The organism is Limosilactobacillus caccae (genome assembly GCF_900156885.1).
Classification (GTDB): Bacteria; Bacillota; Bacilli; order Lactobacillales; family Lactobacillaceae; genus Limosilactobacillus; species Limosilactobacillus caccae.
Map to the genome: position 1 here is coordinate 674,692 of NZ_FTOY01000011.1, position 18,641 is coordinate 693,332.

The window sequence follows — 18,641 nt, forward strand, 5'->3', positions numbered from 1 at the left end:
AAGAGGCCAGGAAAAGCTACACTTTTCCTGGCCTCTTTAGTTTAAAAGTCATTAGTTATTTTGCGCGTTCAATTCCACGATCTTAAGCAATACGTCGAGTGCCCGTTCCATCGTTTGGACAGAAACATACTCAAAGCGACTGTGCATGTTCTCGCCACCAGCGAAAAGGTTTGGCGTTGGTAGGCCCTTGTAAGAAATAGTTGAGCCGTCAGTCCCACCCCGAACAGGGTAAATATCAGGCTTGATCCCCAGTTCTTCCATTGCTTGTTTAGCAATCTCAACAACATCCATGTGGTCTTGTAGGGCATCCTTTAGGTTGTAGTACTGGTCATAAAGGTTCATCTTGACCCGTTCTTCACCGAGTTCATCATTGATGCCCGCAACGACCCGCTCAAGCAGGTCTTTACGTTCTGCAAAGATTTGTTTGTCGTGGTCCCGGATAAGGTAAACCATCGTGGCATGGTCAACTGTCCCATCAAACTTGTACAGGTGGTAGAATCCCTGCCGGCCATCGGTCCGTTCTGCCCGGTCATGGCTTGGCAAGCTATTATGTAAATCAATGGCGACTTGGATTGCGTTAATCATCGTTCCCTTCGCAACCCCGGTATGGACATCCTTCCCTTGGATCTCAATCTCGGCCTGGGCCGCATTAAAAGTCTCGTATTCCAGTTCGCCTAGTGGCCCACCATCAACAGTGTAGGCAAAGTCGGCACCAAAATCAGCAACATCAAAGTGGTCGGCACCGGTCCCAATTTCCTCATCGGGGCCAAGGCCAATTCTGATCTCCCCGTGTTTAATTTCTGGGTGCTTCATCAGGTAGGCAGCCATCGTAATGATTTCCGCCACTCCAGACTTATCATCAGCTCCAAGGAGGGTAGAACCATCAGTAGTCACCAAGGTATTCCCCTTGTACTTTTTCAGTGACGGGAATTCGGCTACGGTTAACTTATACTGTCCTTTTTCATCGAGTTGAATGTCTGATTGACCATCATAGTCTTCAACAATCTGCGGGTTGACATTATGCGCATTGAAATCTGCCGTATCAACATGGGCAATAAAGCCAACCACTGGTACCGAGTGGTCGAGGTTGCTGGGAATTGTCGCCATCAAGTAGGAACTTTGCTTATTGATGTGGACATTTGCTAAGCCAAGGTCGACTAGTTCACCCTTCAGTTCATTTAAAAATGCCGTTTCCTTGGGATCAGAAGGGATCGTCGTTGAAGCCGGGTTGGACCGGGTTTCTGTCTTAACATACTTTAAGAAACGGGATAACAATCCATCATATTTTTCTTCAACCATTAAAAACATCTCCTAAATTATTTCGTAACAAACGTAAATGGCTCTGTGTCTACCTTATTCTCAATAATTGAGAATTGCCAGTTATTCTCATCACGCCACTGGCCAATTAGCGCCGCTAGGCCATGTTGCACGACTACTTCAATGTGGTGCCCAGGATCAACGACAACGAGGTGGTTGGCAATCATGTCGTGGGCAAAGTGGTAGCTGACGTCGCCAGTAACATAAGCGTCAGCCTGCAACGAAACGGCTTTATCATAGAAGTCTTGCCCCGCACCACCAAGGACGGCAACCCGCTTAATCTGCTTTTTATCATCGAGGGGGTTACAGATCAATCGCAAGCCCTTAACCGCAAACACCTTCATGCAGTAGTCAGCAAATTCTCGTGGTGTCAACGGGGTAGCGAGTTCGCCAACCCGGCCCATTCCGACAGCCTGGCCAGTAACCGGGTCAGTCCCGGCAGGCACAAGCGGAACAAGGTTGGTCAGCTGCAGCTGTTCAGCAAGCCAATCATTCATCCCCCCGTTCGCAGTATCTAAGTTCGTGTGGGCCGCGTAGACAGTAATATTATTCGCCAAAATTTTGGCATACATTTCATTTTGCGGGTTGCGCGTGTCAAGGTCTTTTGCCGGGTGAAACATCACTGGGTGGTGGGCAAAGATAAAGTCGACATGCTCAGCGATTGCCTCATCAACGACTTCTGGCCGGACGTCCAAAGTGGTCATCAAACGGGAAATCGGCTGGTCGGGATTCCCGATTTGTAAACCGACATGGTCCCACTTTTCAGCAAGTTGGGGACTAGCAAATTGTTCAAAACGATTAATTAGTTGGGTACCGGTGGTCACTGGTAATTACCTCCTTAATTTCCCGTAATTTTTCTTCTAAGCGGGCGATCTTTTGCAACGGTGGTTGTTGCGCCTTTTGCATTTGTGCAATGACATTCTCCTCCCGCTGACAAAATTCCTGCCACTTCTTCTTGAAGACCGGGGCCTTCTTTTCAAGCAGCAACGGCCCAAACTCTAGCTCGTACTGGCTATAGTAGAAGGGAACAATTGACGGTTCGGCGAGGATTATTTCATAAATATGGTCGTCTTCTTCAATAATTTTTTCACCCGTAATTTGGTAGCGATTAGCCATTAGCCATTGGCGAACCTGCTTCTCACCAACATTGGGCTGAAGGATTAGACGTTTCACTCCCACTAGTTTATCCCGCCCCTTTTCCAAGATTGAGGCGATCAAACTGCCACCCATTCCAGCAATCACAACCGTGTCAATCTTATCTTCCGGGGTGATCGCCGCCAGGCCATCTGCCAAGCGTGGCTGGATCTCATCGGTTAACTGCTGGTGGGTAATTTCATGAACGGCGTTTTCATAGGGGCCCTTCACCACTTCACCAGCAATCGCATAGTTAATTTTCCCCTGCAACACCAGGGCGGCAGGTAAGTATGCATGATCCGAACCAATGTCAGCTAACCGCGCCCCAGCAGGCACAAGCGAAGCGACACCAGCTAATCGTGCAGATAAGTGTTCCGCATCCAAATAAATCATTCCTTTGTAAAACTGAATAACTTAATTATAACAAATCAGCCGGATAAGTTTTAATTGCTAAACAAAAAAGCCGGCAATTTGCCAGCTTAATCATTATAATTGTGCGAGATAATTTTTAATCCGCTTCAGTGCTTCAGTTAAGTTTTCATCAGATGACGCATATGAGAGACGGACATATCCTTCACCGCCGTCACCAAACGCGCTTCCTGGAGTAACACCGACCTTCGCCTGGTATGCGAGTTCCTTTGCAAATGCCATGTCATCCTTGCCAAACTTCGCCGGAATTTTGGCAAAGATATAAAAGGCCCCTTCCGGTGTTAGCATCTCAAAGCCCATCTCCCGCAGGCCTTGGACTACCAGGTCCCGCCGGTGTTGGTAGATCTTGCGGAACTCAACCGGGTCATTAAGGCCATTAGTTAATGCTTCGGTACCAGCTGCCTGAACATTGTTCGTCACTGACGTAACTAAGAAGGCGTGCATCTTCCCAATTTGGGCCATAATCTTGGCCGGTGCAGCAACATAACCAAGGCGGTAACCCGTCATCGCGTGTGACTTTGATAAGCCGGAGACAAAAATCGTCCGTTCTGGAATCATCGTCGCAATTGAGTGGTGGTCGACCCCGTAAGTAAGGTCACTGTATATCTCATCCGCAATCGCGTACAGGTGGTGGGCACTGATTACCTTTGCCAACCCTGCTAAGACATCTTGCGGGTATTCACGGCCAGTTGGGTTAGATGGGTAGTTAAGAAGGACCGCCTTTACACCTTCACCTTCTTCTTCGATTACCTGCTCCAAGCGTTCAGGAGTCAGGACAAAGTTATCTGCGGAAGTATCAACTTGGACAACCGTGGCCCCTGTCATCTCGATCAACGGGAAGTAAAGGGAAAAGACTGGTGTCGGCACAATTACCTTATCGCCAGTATTCAAAATTGCAAAGAAGATCGCGTCGAGAGCCTCAGTAGCCCCAACGGTTGAGATAATCTCTGTCTGTGGGTCGTAATGTACATCCCTTGTCTTTTCGATGTACTTACTAATCGCTTCCAGTAATTCCGGCTTCCCCGTCTGCGGAGCATAATGTGAATCATCGTCTTGAATGCTCTTAATTGCAGCTTGTTTAACGTGTTCGGGGGTTGCCATATCTGGTTCCCCCAGCGTTAACTTGATAACCCCAGGAATTGCTGAAACTTCCTTATTAAATTGGCGAATCCCCGATGGCTTTAACGCGGCAAGCTTATGACTAATGGTTCCATATAAATCAGCAGATAACTCTGGCATTGTTCGATCTCTCCTTAAATCATTAATTAATAATCATCTTAAAAATGTTTAATTTAAATTCTACCCGAACATTAGATCATCGTCAATAGATCAATAAGAATTCTTTAATCGAACTTTAAGAAAAGTAAAAAGCGCATCGGCAAACGCATCAAGCAACCGCACTAAATGCGTTTTAGGAACTGTAAAATCAAAGTTTAATACGAATTCAGTTTATTCAGCGTATACATAAAGCCGGACGATAAGCCAAAAATGGCTCATCGTCCGGCTTTTAGTTTTAAACTAGGACTTTTTCCCAGCTCGTTTAATTACTTCTTACTCGCGTAACTTCCCATCATTATTCAAGGAAGTCCTTCAATTGCTTGGAGCGAGATGGGTGGCGCAGCTTCCGTAAAGCCTTTGCTTCAATTTGCCGAATCCGTTCCCGGGTAACCCCAAAGACCTTCCCAACTTCTTCAAGCGTCCGCGTCCGGCCATCATCAAGGCCAAACCGTAACCGAAGGACATTTTCTTCCCGGTCCGTCAAGGTATCAAGGACGTTTTCCAGTTGCTTCTTCATCATTTCATAAGCAGCATGGTCAGCGGGGCTAGTAGCATCCTGGTCTTCGATAAAGTCACCTAAGTGGGAATCATCCTCTTCACCAATTGGTGTTTCAAGGGAAACTGGTTCCTGGGCGATCTTTAAAATGTTGCGGACCTTTTCCGTTGGCATGTCCATTTCTGCCCCAATTTCTTCCGGAAGTGGTTCCCGGCCAAGATCCTGGAGTAATTGCCGCTGGATTCGGATTAACTTATTGATTGTTTCAACCATGTGGACTGGGATCCGAATTGTCCGTGCTTGGTCGGCAATTGCCCGCGTAATGGCTTGCCGGATCCACCAGGTAGCATAAGTTGAGAACTTGAAGCCCCGCCGGTAGTCAAACTTTTCAACTGCCTTCATCAGCCCCATATTACCTTCTTGAATCAAGTCAAGGAACTGCATCCCCCGACCGACGTACCGCTTAGCAATTGAGACCACTAACCGCAAGTTTGCTTCGGCCAATTCCTGCTTAGCAACCTCATCGCCCTGCTCAATCCGCAAGGCCAATTGGACTTCTTCGTCAGCCGTCAACAGGTTAACGCGCCCAATTTCTTTTAGGTACATCCGCACGGGATCGTTAATCTTCACCCCGGTTGGTGCTGATGTATCCTTCATCGCAGATTGGGAAAGCTTTTCCGTTGCTTTTAATGCCCGTGGATCTGGATCACCATTTTCATCAACAACACTGATTCCGGAGTCTTCAATATTTTGAAGCAGGTTGTCAATCCCATCAGCATTTAGCCCAAATGGCTTGGCGATCTTTTCCGTTAATTCGTCGTATTCAATTTCTTTTTTCTTCTTGTAGTTTCGAATAAGTTTACCAACTGCAGTATCGTATTCTTGTTGGTCAAAGTCAGCGTTGTTAGAAATAACGATGTCTTTCTTCTTACTCTTTGCCATATTAGTTAGTCTCCTCCGTTTTTAGCTGCTGTTGCTGCTTCAATAATTTTACTAGTTCAATCGTTAATTGTGTTGCTAATTCCGTATTATTTAGCGAATTGGCTTCTTTTAGCTGCGCCCGGGTATCCGCAATCTTCTCTGACAGAGGCGTTTGCTGGGTAATCAAATTAATACAATCGTCGACCACCTGCATATCTGCCTCGGCAGCAATATTTAATTGTTCGATTTGGCCAAGCGTTCCTCGTAAACGGTCATCAGTCAAATAGTCCAAAAAGTCGGCCGCTGAATAATCACTATGTTCAGTAAAGTAGCTAGCAGCCAACAAGTAAAGGGTCTGGTACTTTTCGTGAGCAAAGTGAAATTCGTCATCTGCCGTGACGTGCATCCATACTTCACGGTCATATAGCATATACCGCAATAAGATTTGTTCGGCAAGTTCCGTCCGGTTAAGTCGCTGAGTAGTCTGCTGGGCTGCAACCGTGGCGATATTTTGATAATCGACAGTGGGCGGAGCAACTGGTGCAGACTGCCGTGGGCGAATTCCAAGCTGCTGTTTTAGTTGCCCCAGCTGGTTTCGTAACGTCTGCTTATCCAGCTGGTATTCGGTCGCCAGTTTTTGCAAGTACATATCAACTTCAAGCGGGCTAGTTACCCTAGCAATTACCTTCAACGCCTGGTCAAGGTAGGAAATCAGTTCGTTTTGATTGGCTAAGTTTTTACCATTTTTGAAGAAGCGGAGATAAAAATCCACCGTGCTTTCCTCTTGGTTGGCCAAATACTCACGAAACTTCTCTGCCCCGTTCTGTTGGACATACTCGTCTGGGTCTACTCCTGCCGGTAGCTGAACTACCCGCACCTGTAATTGTCCTGGGCGGTGGTCATTTACAAGGCTAATTGCCCGGTCAATTGCGTTTTGCCCTGGCTCATCACCATCATAGCAAATATCAAGCTGGTTCGTCGTTCGGCCAATAATGGTCACTTGCTCCTCGGTAAAGCTAGTTCCCATTGAAGCAATCCCGTTGGTGACCCCCGCACCAAATGCAGAAATCACGTCCATAAACCCTTCAAACAGGTATAGTTTGCCGTCTTTGCGGGCAGCCTTACGGGCAACATCATAATTGAACAGCGTTCGTCGTTTGTTAAATATCGGCGTCTCCGGGCTATTAAGGTACTTCGGCAAGTCAGTCTGCGTCGTGTCTAACAGCCGGCCAGAGAAGGCAATTACCTGCCCTTGCCCGTTTTTGATTGGGTAGATCACCCGGTCAACAAAGCGGTCACGCAGTTGTCCTTCTTGATCTTCGCTAAAGAGGCCCGATTTTCGCATTAGCTGGTAGTCGGTCTTTTGCTTCTCCATATACGGTTTGAGAATTCGTTGAGCCGGTGCATAGCCAAGGCCAAACTGGTTAATCAATTCTTCTGACATTCCCCGCTTCTTAAGATAGCGAAGCGCTGGTTCACCCGCTGGCGTATTCATCAGGATATGATGGTATAGCTTTGCCGCCTTATCGTGCAGGTCAAATAATTGCCGGTTTTCATTGTTTACCGGTTGCTTGGGCTGGGTATTGATATATTGCTCTGGCAGGGAAATATTGCTGTCATCAGCAATTTCTTTAACGGCTTCCACAAAATCAATATGCTTTAGTTCCATTAAGAACTGAAAAACATTCCCACCGCGGCCACAACCAAAACAGTAAAAAAATTGTTTTTCTTCATTTACTGAAAATGACGGGGTCCGTTCCTCGTGAAATGGACACAAACCGGTTAAATTCTTACCGGCCTGATGAAGCTGGACATAACGGCCAATTACGTCCCCAATATCAACTGAATTGCGTACTTCATCAATTACTTCCCGTGGTATTTTCGCCATTGACTCACCCCATTTACTAGTAAGCGAACAGCAACGAAAGGTCGCAACCCTACGGAATGCGACCTCCACTACATATTAACCATAATTCACTACTATATATGATACCACAAGATTCAAGTAAAACAATTAAAACCGCTTATTTAACGATTAAGTTGTCTAAATTACCAATCATTGCCGCTTGGTCAGCAAGAATTGTCAATTGTGCCAACCGGTTGTTACGGATATCTTCGTTCTTATCCATAATCATGTTCTCATCAAAGTACTCACTAATAATTGGTTCGAGCTTTAGTAGGGCAGCAAAGTTTTCTGCAACAGAGCGTTCGGCTGCCTTAGCACTAACTTCAGCAACCGCCTTATTGAGTTTTTCTTCTGATGGATTCTCGAAAAGGGCTGCGTTGACCGTAATTTCGCCAGCCTTGAAGTCACCCTTCTTCGCAATCCGGAGAACCCGGTCAAGTGCTTCGATTGCTGCTTTAAAGTCTGCATCATCCTTGTGATCATTAATTGCTGCAGCGGCGGCTAAGATGTTAGCAATATCAGCTTGCTTTGTATCCGTAGTAGCATCGACAATGTCATGACGAAGTTTTTGCCCGTGGAAGAGTTGCTTGATCCGGTCTAGGAAGAATGCCCGGACTTCGTCACTGTTCTTATCTAAGGCAAAACTTAGCTCAACACCGGCGTCGGCAAATGCTTGACTAAGCAATGGTTGAATATCCAGCAATGGTAAATGCCAGTCCCGATCAGCAATAATCCGGACAATCCCGTATGCTTGCCGGCGCAAAGCATATGGGTCATTAGAACCACTTGGGATCATGTCAACAGCAAAGAAACTAATAATGCTGTCAAGCTTGTCGGCAATCGCTAGCACTGCCCCAATCTTTGTCTTTGGCAGGTCACCTTCGGCAGAAATTGGCATGTAGTGTTCACGAATAGCAGCCGCAACGTCAGCCTTTTCACCAAACAACTTCGCGTAAATCTCACCCATGATCCCTTGCAATTCAGCGAATTCACCAACCATCTGGGTGGTCAGGTCAAATTTATAAATATTGGCAGCCCGGTCTAAGTCCGCTAGTTCTTCCGCCGTAAAGCCAAGCTTCTTTCCTAACACATTAGCAATTACCGCTACCCGTTGCATCTTGTCATACATTGAGCTGATCTTGTCATGGAAACTGACCTTCTTTAACCGTTCAACATACTGGTCAATTGTTAATTTCTGGTCTTCTTGGTAGAAGAATTGGGCATCTTCTAGCCGGGGAACTAATACCCGTTCATTACCCTTAATCACGTTATCAAGGTATTCCGTATTCCCGTTCCGAACTGAAATAAAGTGGGGGAGCAACTTGCCATCCTGGTCACGAACACAGAAGAACCGTTGATTATCCTTCATTGAAGTAATCAAAACGGCATCTGGCAATGCCAGGTACTTATCAGCAAAGGAACCGGCAAAGGCAGTTGGCCATTCAACCAGGTTATTAACTTCTTCTAGCAGGTCTTCATCCCAGTCTACTTGCCAGTTGTTTTCATTAACAATCTTGTTAATTTGGTCCTTGATTAAGTCCTTCCGCTTTGCCTGATCAGCAATCACATCGTCGTCATGAAGGACTTGCTCGTAGTCATCTGCCGCAGCAATTTCAACGGGGTGGCCTAAGAAACGGTGCCCCTGCGTCGTCCGCCCAGCTTCAACATCAAGGATCTTAAACGGCACAACTTCTTCATTTAATAGTGATACTAACCAGCGAATTGGCCGGATAAATTGAAGGTTGTTGTAGCCCCACTTCATCAAGGTTGGGAAGTTCATTGCCGTGATTACCGCTGGCAAGCCCTTTAAGACTTCCGCAACTGGCTTCCCTGCAATATGCTTTTCAACAAAAACATATTCAACGCCCTTGACTTCTTTAAATTCAATATCATCGACGCTTGCTCCTTGACCACGGGTAAAACCGATGGCGGCCTTGGTCCAGTTGCCATCTGCATCCTGGGCAATCTTCTTGGCGGGACCCTTAACTGACTCGTCAATATCTGGTTGCTTATCACTTAAACCATGAATTAGCAATGCCAGCCGCCGGGGAGTTGCAAATTCTTGAATATCGTCAAACGTAATCCGTTGTTCCTTCAGGTAATCAGCAACCCGCTGGTGTAACTGCTTAATACTTGGCGTTACAACATGGGCAGGCATTTCTTCAACACCGACTTCTAGTAAATATGTGTTAGCCATCTTACTTGTCCCCCTTTTGTGCTTTCTTTGCAGCTTGCTTAGCTGCGCGTTCCTTCGCCTTTTCAGCTTTCTTAGTATATTCATCAACCGTCTTTTGCCGTAACTTTTCATCATGAATCAACGGGAAGCCCCGCTTCCGCCGTTCTTCAACAAAGGCCTTCGCAATTGACTTTGCCATGATCCGGATCCGGTGAAGGTAGCCGGCCCGTTCAGTAACGGAGACAGCGCCGCGCGCATCCAAGAGGTTGAAGGTGTGGCTACACTTTAAGACGTAGTCATATGCCGGGTGAACAAGGCCAAGACCGATTAGCCGCTTAGCTTCTTTTTCGTAGTCGTTGAAATCTTCAAGCAGCATGTCCTGATTACTTTCTTCAAAGGCGTACTTAGAGTGTTCGTATTCCGGTTCCTTGAAAATATCACCATACAAAACACCGTCTGCCCATTCCAAGTCGTAAACTGAATCAACATTTTGGATGTATTCGGCTAGCCGTTCAAGCCCGTAAGTAACTTCGGCCGCAACCGGGTTCATCGTTAACTCACCGACGACTTGGAAGTAGGTAAACTGGGTTACTTCCATCCCATCGAGCCAGACTTCCCAACCAACACCGGCACAACCCATTGACGGGTTTTCCCAGTTATCTTCAACGAAACGAATATCATGTTCGAGCGGGTCAATCCCCAGTTGCTTTAAGCTTCCCAGGTATAGTTCCTGGATATTATCTGGGGATGGCTTCATCAATACTTGGAACTGGTGGTGCTGGTACAAGCGGTTCGGGTTTTCCCCGTAACGACCATCAGCAGGCCGCCGGGATGGCTCAACGTAGGCCACGTTCCATGGTTCTGGACCGATTGCCCGGAGGAAGGTGTACGGACTCATCGTCCCCGCACCCTTTTCATTATCATAAGCCTGCATCAACATACAACCCTGGTCAGCCCAGTATTGTTCCAGTGTAAAGATAATATCTTGCACCGATAATTTCTTTGTCATATTTCTTTCTCCTTTCAAAGAAAAAGCCCCTACAATCTCTACTACCATTGTAGACATTGTAGGGACGAAGTTAATCGCGGTTCCACCCTACTTTTTTACATTCCTGTAAAACAGCTTAGTTTCGTTGGCTGCTGGAGTGCCGGAAGATGACCTCGTTTGGGGCTTTCACTGTCCCCCAATCGCTGCAAAATGGTCATCTCATAATCTCCGTCATTGCCGATATTCAATTAAACACGCTCTTATCATAAAAAAACATTGGTCAAAAGTCAATCATTCGTGGTCAACTTTCCCATTTTTTGTTCCCACTTATTCATCTGCCGGATAAAACGCTTGGCCTTTAAGTTCAATCCGACCTGGTTATCATAGAGGGTATCGAGGACTAACTGTAGGCGGTACTTTGTTCCCTTATTAATCCGGATTGAATTTAATTTTTGTAAATTGATAGTTGCAAAACGTTGCAGGTAGTAGACAGTTTGCCGTTCTAAATGCATCCGGTGTTCATCTAAATGCCAATGGGCGCGGCAAATCATCCCCCCATATTGTTCAGAAAAATCAAGGGGTAAGTCAGTCCGGCCGCAAATCGCACATTGATCCCAAATGGGGGCTACCCCAAAGGCTGTCAGAAGCTGGGTTTCAATAATATTTGTGATTACCTGCTCATCTAGTCCCTTATCAATTAGGGCAAGTGCTGCTGCCACCTGGTTAAACCACCCGCCGATGCTTTGCCCATCACGAAAGGCACTATCGACCAACGCAAGGATATAAGTAACATAAGCGTTCTTATTAATATCGCTTGCAATATTTTTGTACTGGCTCGTATCACTGGCCACATTGATAAAGCTAAGGCCATCATCAGCAAGCGAACCGATATAAGTACCATGGGTGAACGGGAGGATATCTGCCGTCATCTTAAAGCCACGCTTCTTCGCGTTTTTCACGAAAAACATTGCCGGACCAATCTTATCCGTCAGCATCTTAACCAGCAGGTCCCGTTCGCGGTAGTCCTGACGGTACATAATGATCCCTGTAAATTGAGTGGTTACCCGTGACATGTAACCACCCCCTTAATATTAGTAGTCCTTATTGCGGTAACCGTAATCTTTTAGCATGGCCGACTTATCGCGCCAGCCGGGAACAACCTTAACCCACAATTGTAAGAAGACCTTGTCACCAAGAAGGCGTTCGATATCCTGCCGGGCCATCGTGCCAATCTTTTTCAGCATCTTTCCGCCCTTCCCAATGATAATTCCTTTTTGTCCCGGGCGTTCAACAACAATATTCGCCGAAATGTGTACATGTTTTTCGTCTTCCCGCTTAACTGAAGTGACATCCACCGCCACTGAATGTGGAACCTCTTGTCTCGTCATTAAAAAGACCTTTTCACGAATCATCTCCGCAATAACGAACCGCTCTGGGTGGTCACTGACCTGGTCTTCCGGATAGTACTGCGGCCCGGTTGGCAGCATCGTAACTAATTCATTGATCAAGGTATTGACATTATTCCCCTGCAAAGCAGAAATCGGCACAACATCGTTAAATGGTAAAGCATCCTTGTACTGGGCAACAATGTCTGGCAAATCATTTGGGTTTACCTGGTCAATCTTATTGACTACCAAGTAAATCGGTTGCTTAACGCTCTTTAACCGTTCAATGATGAAGTTGTCACCAGGGCCCCGTTTTTCCGTTGCGCTTACAACAAATAAGACGGCGTCAACTTCATCCAACGCTGACATTGCTGACTTTTCCATAAAGTCACCAAGCTTGGTTGCTGGCTTGTGGATCCCCGGGGTATCGATAAAGACGATCTGCGCTTCTGGGCTCGTATAGATTCCCTGGATCTTATTTCTCGTCGTCTGCGCCACGTTACTCATGATCGCGACCTTTTGACCAACAACATAGTTCAATAACGTCGACTTCCCAACATTGGGACGCCCAATAATTGCAACAAAACCAGATTTATAATTTGGATTATCCATTAAAAAACTCCTACCTAATAATTGCTAAAAACCGGGGAACAAAAATGATGAGCCCCACTAACACCGCGAAAAAAGCCGAGATAAGAACACCACCGGCCGCCACATCCTTCGCCTTTTTTACGTTTAAGTCATAGTGATGGTCAACAAGTAAGTCGGTAACTGCCTCAGTAACGGTATTGAGAAATTCCGCCGTAAAAACAACAAAAATTGCCAGCAAGATCCACAACCACTCCATCGCTGAAATCTGCAATAAAGCCGCAACAAGGCAAGCAAGCACAGCCGCTGCTACATGAAACCGCATGTTCCGTTCTTCTTTGAGGACCTGTTTGATCCCGTCAAGGGCATGGCCCATCGCTTGTAGTAAGTGGTGATTTTTACCCGTCTGATGATTATCGTGTGAGTCCATAGTCATCTAAGATCTCCCGTTGTAAGCTAAACATTTTGGCTTCATCTTCTGCTTGTTCGTGATCATAACCGTTGAGGTGTAAGAACCCGTGCACCGCTAAAAAGCCAAGTTCGCGGTCAACTGAATGACCCAAAAACTTCGCTTGCTCTGCGACTTTATCAATTGAGATAAATAAGTCCCCCAGGTTTACCGGAATTTCGGCCGCTAATTCCGGATCCATCACGATTGGCGATTCTTCACCAGTCTCTTCTTCAGCAAAACTTAAAACATCCGTTGCCCGGTCAACTCCCCGGTACTTAGCATTCATTTCTTTAATTTCCGGATTATTGACAAAGGTCACCGACATTTCAGTATTTTCGCTAAGGGATAGTTTTTGCGCCGCAAATTGTAACAGTTCGCTAACCATTGTTTGCTGGGCGGTACTAACCTGGTTATCGGTATGGTCAAAGAGTTCTAGTTCCATTACTTTTCTTCCTCTTTTTTCTCTTCTTCACGCTTATCTTTTTCTGCTAAGCGCTTTGCTGTCTGAGTCTCATAGGCAGTGATGATCCGGGCAACTACTGGGTGACGGACAACATCTTCCGCACTAAAGGTGACAAATTTAATCGACTTGATGTTTTGTAAGATTCGCTGCGCACTAACCAACCCACTCCGCGAACCACGGGGAAGGTCAATCTGTGAAATATCACCATTAACGACCATCTTGGACCCAAAGCCCAGCCGGGTCAAAAACATTTTCATTTGCGCATTGGTCGTGTTTTGCGCTTCATCAAGGATAACAAAGGCACCGTCAAGGGTCCGTCCCCGCATATATGCTAAGGGGGCAATTTCAATGATCCCCCGGTCGATTAACCGTTGGGTGTGATCTGCCCCGAAGATGTCATTTAACGCATCGTAAATTGGCCGCAAATATGGGTCAACCTTTTCTCGTAAGTCACCTGGTAAAAAGCCAAGGCTCTCACCTGCTTCAACGGCTGGCCGCGTCAAGATGATCCGTTCCACTTCGCCACGCTTTAAGGCAGCCACTGCCATTGCAACGGCGAGGTAAGTCTTCCCCGTCCCGGCCGGACCAATGCCAAAGGTAATATCATTATGCTTCATCGCGTTAACGTATTGTCGCTGGCCAAAGTTTTTCACGCGGATTGCCCGTCCCCGGCGGTCCTTAATGATCGTTTCGCTATATAAGTCAGCAAAATATTCCAAGGTCCCCCGGTGGGCCATCTTCATTGCACTAACAATATCCGTACTATGGATCCGGATTCCTTGGTTAAGCAAGTTAATCAGGGCATGGAAAACATCAACCGTCAGCTTGACATCTTCTTCTTTGCCTAGCACTTTTAAATTTTCACCAAAGGGATTGATCTCAACATCCATCCCCTGTTCAATCAGCCCCACAAACTTGTCCTGGGTGCCGAGTAACCCGACTTCGATTTCTGGGCTATCGATTTGAAAAGTTTGTTCAAATTTATCGTTGTTTTCTACCAATTAAGCAAGCTCCTTTAAATTTAGCAGATTTTATTTTCTAACCAATTATATCATAGCATTAATAACGATGATATTATGCGCCCTTGAGCAATTTTACAAAAAAACAGGAGACGGAGAATTGCTTTCTCCAGCCTCCTGTTTTTCTTGCCAAGTTTCGCAGTAATTGCGGGCTTTCCTGCTTACTTGTTGTTTGCTAGTAGTTCTTTTGCTTCCGCAATTTGTTCGCGGACCTGGGCAAATCCGGTGCCACCATAAGAGTTCCGCCGTTCAACTGCTACCTTTGGTTGCAAGCAGGTGTAGACGTCTTCTTCAATCTGCGGATTAATCTTCTGATACTCGGCAAGTGGAATGTCGGCAAGGTTGGTTCCCGTCTTTAGCCCCTTCAAAACCAGTTCCCCAACAATCTCATGGGCCTCCCTAAACGGAATCTCCTTCGTTGCCAAGTAATCTGCTAGCTCCGTCGCGTTTGAAAAGTCATGATGGGTGGCGTGCTCCATCTTGTCTTTTTTAACCTTGAGGGTCGCCATCATCCCCCGCATGATCTTGATGCTTGGCAAAATGGTCTTAACGGCATCAAACAAGCCTTCCTTATCCTCTTGCATATCCTTGTTATAGGCTAAGGGTAAGCCCTTCATCGTCGTCAATAACCCCATCAGGTCGCCAAAGACCCGGCCAGTCTTCCCCCGGATCAATTCCGCCATATCCGGGTTCTTCTTTTGAGGCATGATTGAACTACCAGTTGAATAGGAATCCGCCAGTTCGATGTAGCCAAATTCATAACTACACCAGTAAATTGTCTCTTCACACAACCGTGATAGGTGCATCATCAAAATGCTAGCATTACTTAAAAATTCAAGAACAAAGTCACGGTCTGAAACAGCATCCAGCGAATTATGGTATGGCTTAGCAAAGCCTAAGTACTTGGCACTCAATTGCCGGTCAATCGGGAAAGTCGTTCCCGCTAAAGCAGCAGCACCGAGTGGTGAAAGGTCGGCATGCTTCATGTTAAAAGCAAACCGCTCAACATCCCGCTGAAACATCTGGAAGTAAGCCATTAAGTAGTGCCCATATGAAATCGGCTGGGCATGTTGCATGTGGGTATAGCCAGGCATGATTGTCTCAACATTATCTTCGGCCTTAATAACGAGTTCTTCTTGAAGCGCTTTTAACTCGTCAATGATTACTGGCAAACGCTTCTTCACATAAAGGTGGAGGTCTGTTGCTACCTGGTCGTTCCGACTCCGCCCGGTGTGAAGTTTCCCCGCAACCGGACCGATCTCTTCAGTCAGCAGCGCCTCGATATTCATGTGAATATCTTCGTTGTCAATTGAAAATGGGAGACCATCCTTAGCTAATCGCGCACTTAGTTTTTCCAGGCCGGCAATGATCTTATCAGCATCAGTGGCCGGTAAAATCTTAGTTTCCTTTAGCATCTTGACATGCGCCAAGGACCCTTCGATATCCTCGTGGGCCATCTCCTGGTCAAAGCTAATTGAAGCATTAAATTGGTTAACTAACTGGTCACCGGCCTCTTCAAACCGGCCACCCCACATTCTCTTAATGGGCATCGCTTGTCTTCCCCTCTACTTTATTTTTATTTTGCACTTGAGCATAAACCTTGTCTGGTAATTCCCACAGCTTGATGAAACCAGTTGCTGCTTCTTGGTCAAATTCATCAGCGGAAGTGTAAGTTGCCAAGTTCTTATCGTACAGTGAGTTTGGTGACTTCCGGCCTTCACAAATGACGTTGCCCTTAAAGAGCTTAACCCGCACAACCCCGTTAACATCCTTTTGGGTTTGTTCAAGGAAGGCTACCAAGGCCTTCATCAGTGGCGAGTACCACAGGCCGTTGTAGATCAATTCACTCATCTTTAATTCAATTTGGGGTTTAAAGTGGGCAACCTCTTTTTCCAGCGTCAAGTCTTCAAGGTCCTTGTGTGCTGCTAACAGAACTGTTGCTGCCGGGCATTCGTATACTTCCCGGGACTTAATCCCGACTAACCGGTTTTCAACGTGGTCGATCCGGCCAATCCCGTGCTTTCCGGCAAGTTTATCGAGCTTGATGATCAATTCATCAAGGGGCATTTTTTCGCCATTAATTGCTGTTGGCACCCCTTCTTCAAAGCTAATTTCAATCGTTGCCGGAGTGTCTGGGGTTTCTTCTAGTGGCACTGTCCGGTCATATGCATCTTCCGGTGCTGAAGCCCATGGATCTTCAAGAATTCCACATTCGTTAGCCCGCCCCCATAAGTTTTCATCAATTGAGTATGGGCTTGCCTTGGTGATTGGTACCGGAATCCCGTTGTCCTTAGCGTATTGAATCTCTTCTTCCCGTGACCAGTGCCAATCCCGAATTGGGTCTTCAATCTTCATATCAGGAGCAAGGGCATGGATTCCTGCTTCAAACCGTACCTGGTCATTCCCTTTCCCGGTACAACCATGGGCGATCGCTGTCGCACCGTACTGGTTAGCAACCGCCACAAGCTTTTGGACAATTAATGGACGAGAAAGTGCTGACACTAGTGGGTACTTTTGTTCATACATTGCGTGAACCTGTAAGGCTGGTAAAACAAACTGTTCAGCAAAGTCGCGCTTGGCATCAATAACAACTGACTTCCAGGCACCAACCTTCAAGCCCTTTTCCTTAATTGCTTCAAGGTCCTTTCCTTCACCAACATCAATACAGCATGCAATCACATCGTAACCCTTGTTCTTAAGCCACGCGATTGCTACAGATGTATCAAGACCACCAGAGTAAGCTAAAACAATTTTTTCTTTTGACATATTCTCGTCCTCCATTTATTTTCTTTCGTTGTTTATAAATATACGAGCATCGTGAATAAAAATCAAGCGTTTTAGCATATTTTTTCAAATTTTCCATCTTTTATACAAGTAAACGTGCATTTAGGTGTATAAATAAACGGAACTAGCGGATAATTACGCTAGTTCCGTTCCTTAAGATATTAGTTTTGGTAGTTAATTGCCTGGTCAGTTTTAAGGGCATAGGTGATTAATGCACTGCTGTCCAAATCTTCTTTATGCATATCAACTGCATTTATTTGGTTATTATCATAGCTAGTATAATAGAAGATTCCCTTCGTCAAGTTAGTTCCATCTGAATAAATCGTGTATTCAAAGGTATTCGGGGCAACCTCATCAAGGCCCTTTTGCTGCTCAACTGCATGCAGAATATGGAAGTAATTGGTGATGTTTTCCCCTTCGCTCTTCCCCGCTGGTGCATGCATCTTGGTAAATGTCTCCTTTACGAAGCGACTTGCTGAATCCATCCCCCCTGGTAAAAAGTGGGTTCCAAATCCCCGACTATAAGTATCAAGCTTTACCCCCGGGGTAAGGGTATTTTGGGGGTCTGCTGGTGAAACACTTTGGTAATTGCTCAGGTTAAGCAATTGCTTAGGAAATTCCGGATTGTTTGTCAAAACACCAACAGGGTTATCGTAAACGTGCAGGCCAGTCCTCGTCGATTCAACGACAATTGCGGCCCCACTCTTATCAGCAATCAACCAGTGCAACGGTGAGAGTTGGAATTTATCAGAAAAGTTAATGTTAACCAGGTTAAGGTTAGCTAAGAGTTTTTTGGCCTCCTTAACATCCTTACACTGCCCTAATAGGTACGGAATAAACTCAAATGGCGAAACATTATCCTTTCCTTCAACAACCGGGAAGTAGTGAGCAGGGCCATCAAAATTCAAGCCAGCCATCCCCAGGCCTGCTTCGTTAACCCCATCAAAGTATAATGGGTAACCATCCTGGACGAGGGCCATCCCAATAATCGCATAGTGGTGGTCAATCGTTGGCATCTGCCGAAAGTTAAACGCAAAGTCGCGGGGACTGATCACGACTTCCTCCCCAAAGTCAATCTCCAGGTCAAGATTTCGACCAAAATATTTGTCCCCTGCATTATAAATAACTGATGTACACATGACATAAATCTCCTTTTAGTTGATAAATATCATTATAGTCCTTTTACTAAGAAAAAAGGCCACGAATTTCTCCGTTGGCCAATTTTTTCATCAGATAATATTTGAATATTTAAAAGAAGGTGCGACTCTTCCACCAGTAACGGTTAGCTCAAGCTGAAATGATTGTG

The 18,641-nt window shown here is 46.0% G+C and carries 16 protein-coding genes; all 16 read right to left on the bottom strand.

The genetic code is table 11. From position 1 onward, the window contains the following. Positions 1-51 precede the first annotated feature (51 nt). The 16 genes from pepT to bsh all read right to left on the bottom strand — a co-directional run bounded on the left by pepT (position 52) and on the right by bsh (position 18,474). Complete coding sequence (gene pepT, locus CZ502_RS09225) at positions 52-1,299, bottom strand: peptidase T (RefSeq protein WP_076461827.1); 1,248 nt, start codon at positions 1,297-1,299, stop codon at positions 52-54. 17 nt (positions 1,300-1,316) lie between these two features. After that, positions 1,317-2,141, bottom strand: a complete 825-nt coding sequence (locus CZ502_RS09230; RefSeq protein WP_076461830.1) for a Nif3-like dinuclear metal center hexameric protein — start codon at positions 2,139-2,141, stop codon at positions 1,317-1,319. Then, the gene (locus CZ502_RS09235; RefSeq protein WP_076461833.1) at positions 2,116-2,835 is read right to left on the bottom strand and encodes a tRNA (adenine(22)-N(1))-methyltransferase; all 720 of its coding nucleotides are present in this window, start codon (positions 2,833-2,835) and stop codon (positions 2,116-2,118) included. The genes CZ502_RS09230 and CZ502_RS09235 overlap by 26 nt, the downstream gene beginning before the upstream one ends. Before the next feature lie 102 nt (positions 2,836-2,937). Continuing rightward, on the bottom strand, positions 2,938-4,119 hold the full coding sequence (locus CZ502_RS09240; protein ID WP_076461835.1) for an aminotransferase class I/II-fold pyridoxal phosphate-dependent enzyme: 1,182 nt from the start codon (positions 4,117-4,119) through the stop codon (positions 2,938-2,940). Between the two features lie 334 nt (positions 4,120-4,453). Continuing rightward, on the bottom strand, positions 4,454-5,596 hold the full coding sequence (gene rpoD, locus CZ502_RS09245) for an RNA polymerase sigma factor RpoD (RefSeq protein ID WP_076461842.1): 1,143 nt from the start codon (positions 5,594-5,596) through the stop codon (positions 4,454-4,456). 1 nt (position 5,597) lies between these two features. After that, positions 5,598-7,463 (bottom strand): DNA primase, encoded by a 1,866-nt coding sequence (gene dnaG, locus CZ502_RS09250; protein ID WP_076461845.1) that lies wholly within the window; start codon positions 7,461-7,463, stop codon positions 5,598-5,600. A gap of 136 nt (positions 7,464-7,599) precedes the next feature. Next, positions 7,600-9,678 (bottom strand): glycine--tRNA ligase subunit beta, encoded by a 2,079-nt coding sequence (gene glyS / locus CZ502_RS09255; protein ID WP_076461847.1) that lies wholly within the window; start codon positions 9,676-9,678, stop codon positions 7,600-7,602. Position 9,679: 1 nt separating this feature from the next. Next, positions 9,680-10,666, bottom strand: a complete 987-nt coding sequence (glyQ, locus tag CZ502_RS09260) for a glycine--tRNA ligase subunit alpha (protein WP_076461849.1) — start codon at positions 10,664-10,666, stop codon at positions 9,680-9,682. A 266-nt stretch (positions 10,667-10,932) separates the two neighbouring features. After that, positions 10,933-11,718, bottom strand: coding sequence for a DNA repair protein RecO (recO, locus tag CZ502_RS09265; protein ID WP_076461851.1), 786 nt, complete (start codon positions 11,716-11,718; stop codon positions 10,933-10,935). A gap of 18 nt (positions 11,719-11,736) precedes the next feature. Further along, a complete protein-coding gene (era, locus tag CZ502_RS09270; RefSeq protein ID WP_076461854.1) occupies positions 11,737-12,642 on the bottom strand; it encodes a GTPase Era in 906 nt (301 codons plus the stop codon). A 10-nt stretch (positions 12,643-12,652) separates the two neighbouring features. Beyond that, positions 12,653-13,048 carry a diacylglycerol kinase family protein gene (locus CZ502_RS09275; protein WP_083673354.1) on the bottom strand — a complete coding sequence of 132 codons (396 nt, stop codon included), beginning with the start codon at positions 13,046-13,048 and terminating at the stop codon, positions 12,653-12,655. Continuing rightward, entirely contained in the window at positions 13,032-13,511 is a 480-nt protein-coding gene (ybeY, locus tag CZ502_RS09280) for an rRNA maturation RNase YbeY (RefSeq protein ID WP_076461861.1), read from the bottom strand. The genes CZ502_RS09275 and ybeY overlap by 17 nt, the downstream gene beginning before the upstream one ends. Then, a complete protein-coding gene (locus tag CZ502_RS09285) occupies positions 13,511-14,533 on the bottom strand; it encodes a PhoH family protein (RefSeq protein WP_076461864.1) in 1,023 nt (340 codons plus the stop codon). Before CZ502_RS09285 ends, ybeY begins: the two co-directional genes overlap by 1 nt. A 179-nt stretch (positions 14,534-14,712) precedes the next feature. Continuing rightward, entirely contained in the window at positions 14,713-16,101 is a 1,389-nt protein-coding gene (argH, locus tag CZ502_RS09290) for an argininosuccinate lyase (protein WP_076461866.1), read from the bottom strand. Further along, positions 16,091-17,317 (bottom strand): argininosuccinate synthase, encoded by a 1,227-nt coding sequence (locus CZ502_RS09295; RefSeq protein ID WP_076461868.1) that lies wholly within the window; start codon positions 17,315-17,317, stop codon positions 16,091-16,093. Before CZ502_RS09295 ends, argH begins: the two co-directional genes overlap by 11 nt. A 179-nt stretch (positions 17,318-17,496) precedes the next feature. Next, positions 17,497-18,474, bottom strand: a complete 978-nt coding sequence (gene bsh, locus CZ502_RS09300) for a choloylglycine hydrolase (RefSeq protein WP_076461871.1) — start codon at positions 18,472-18,474, stop codon at positions 17,497-17,499. Positions 18,475-18,641 lie beyond the last annotated feature (167 nt).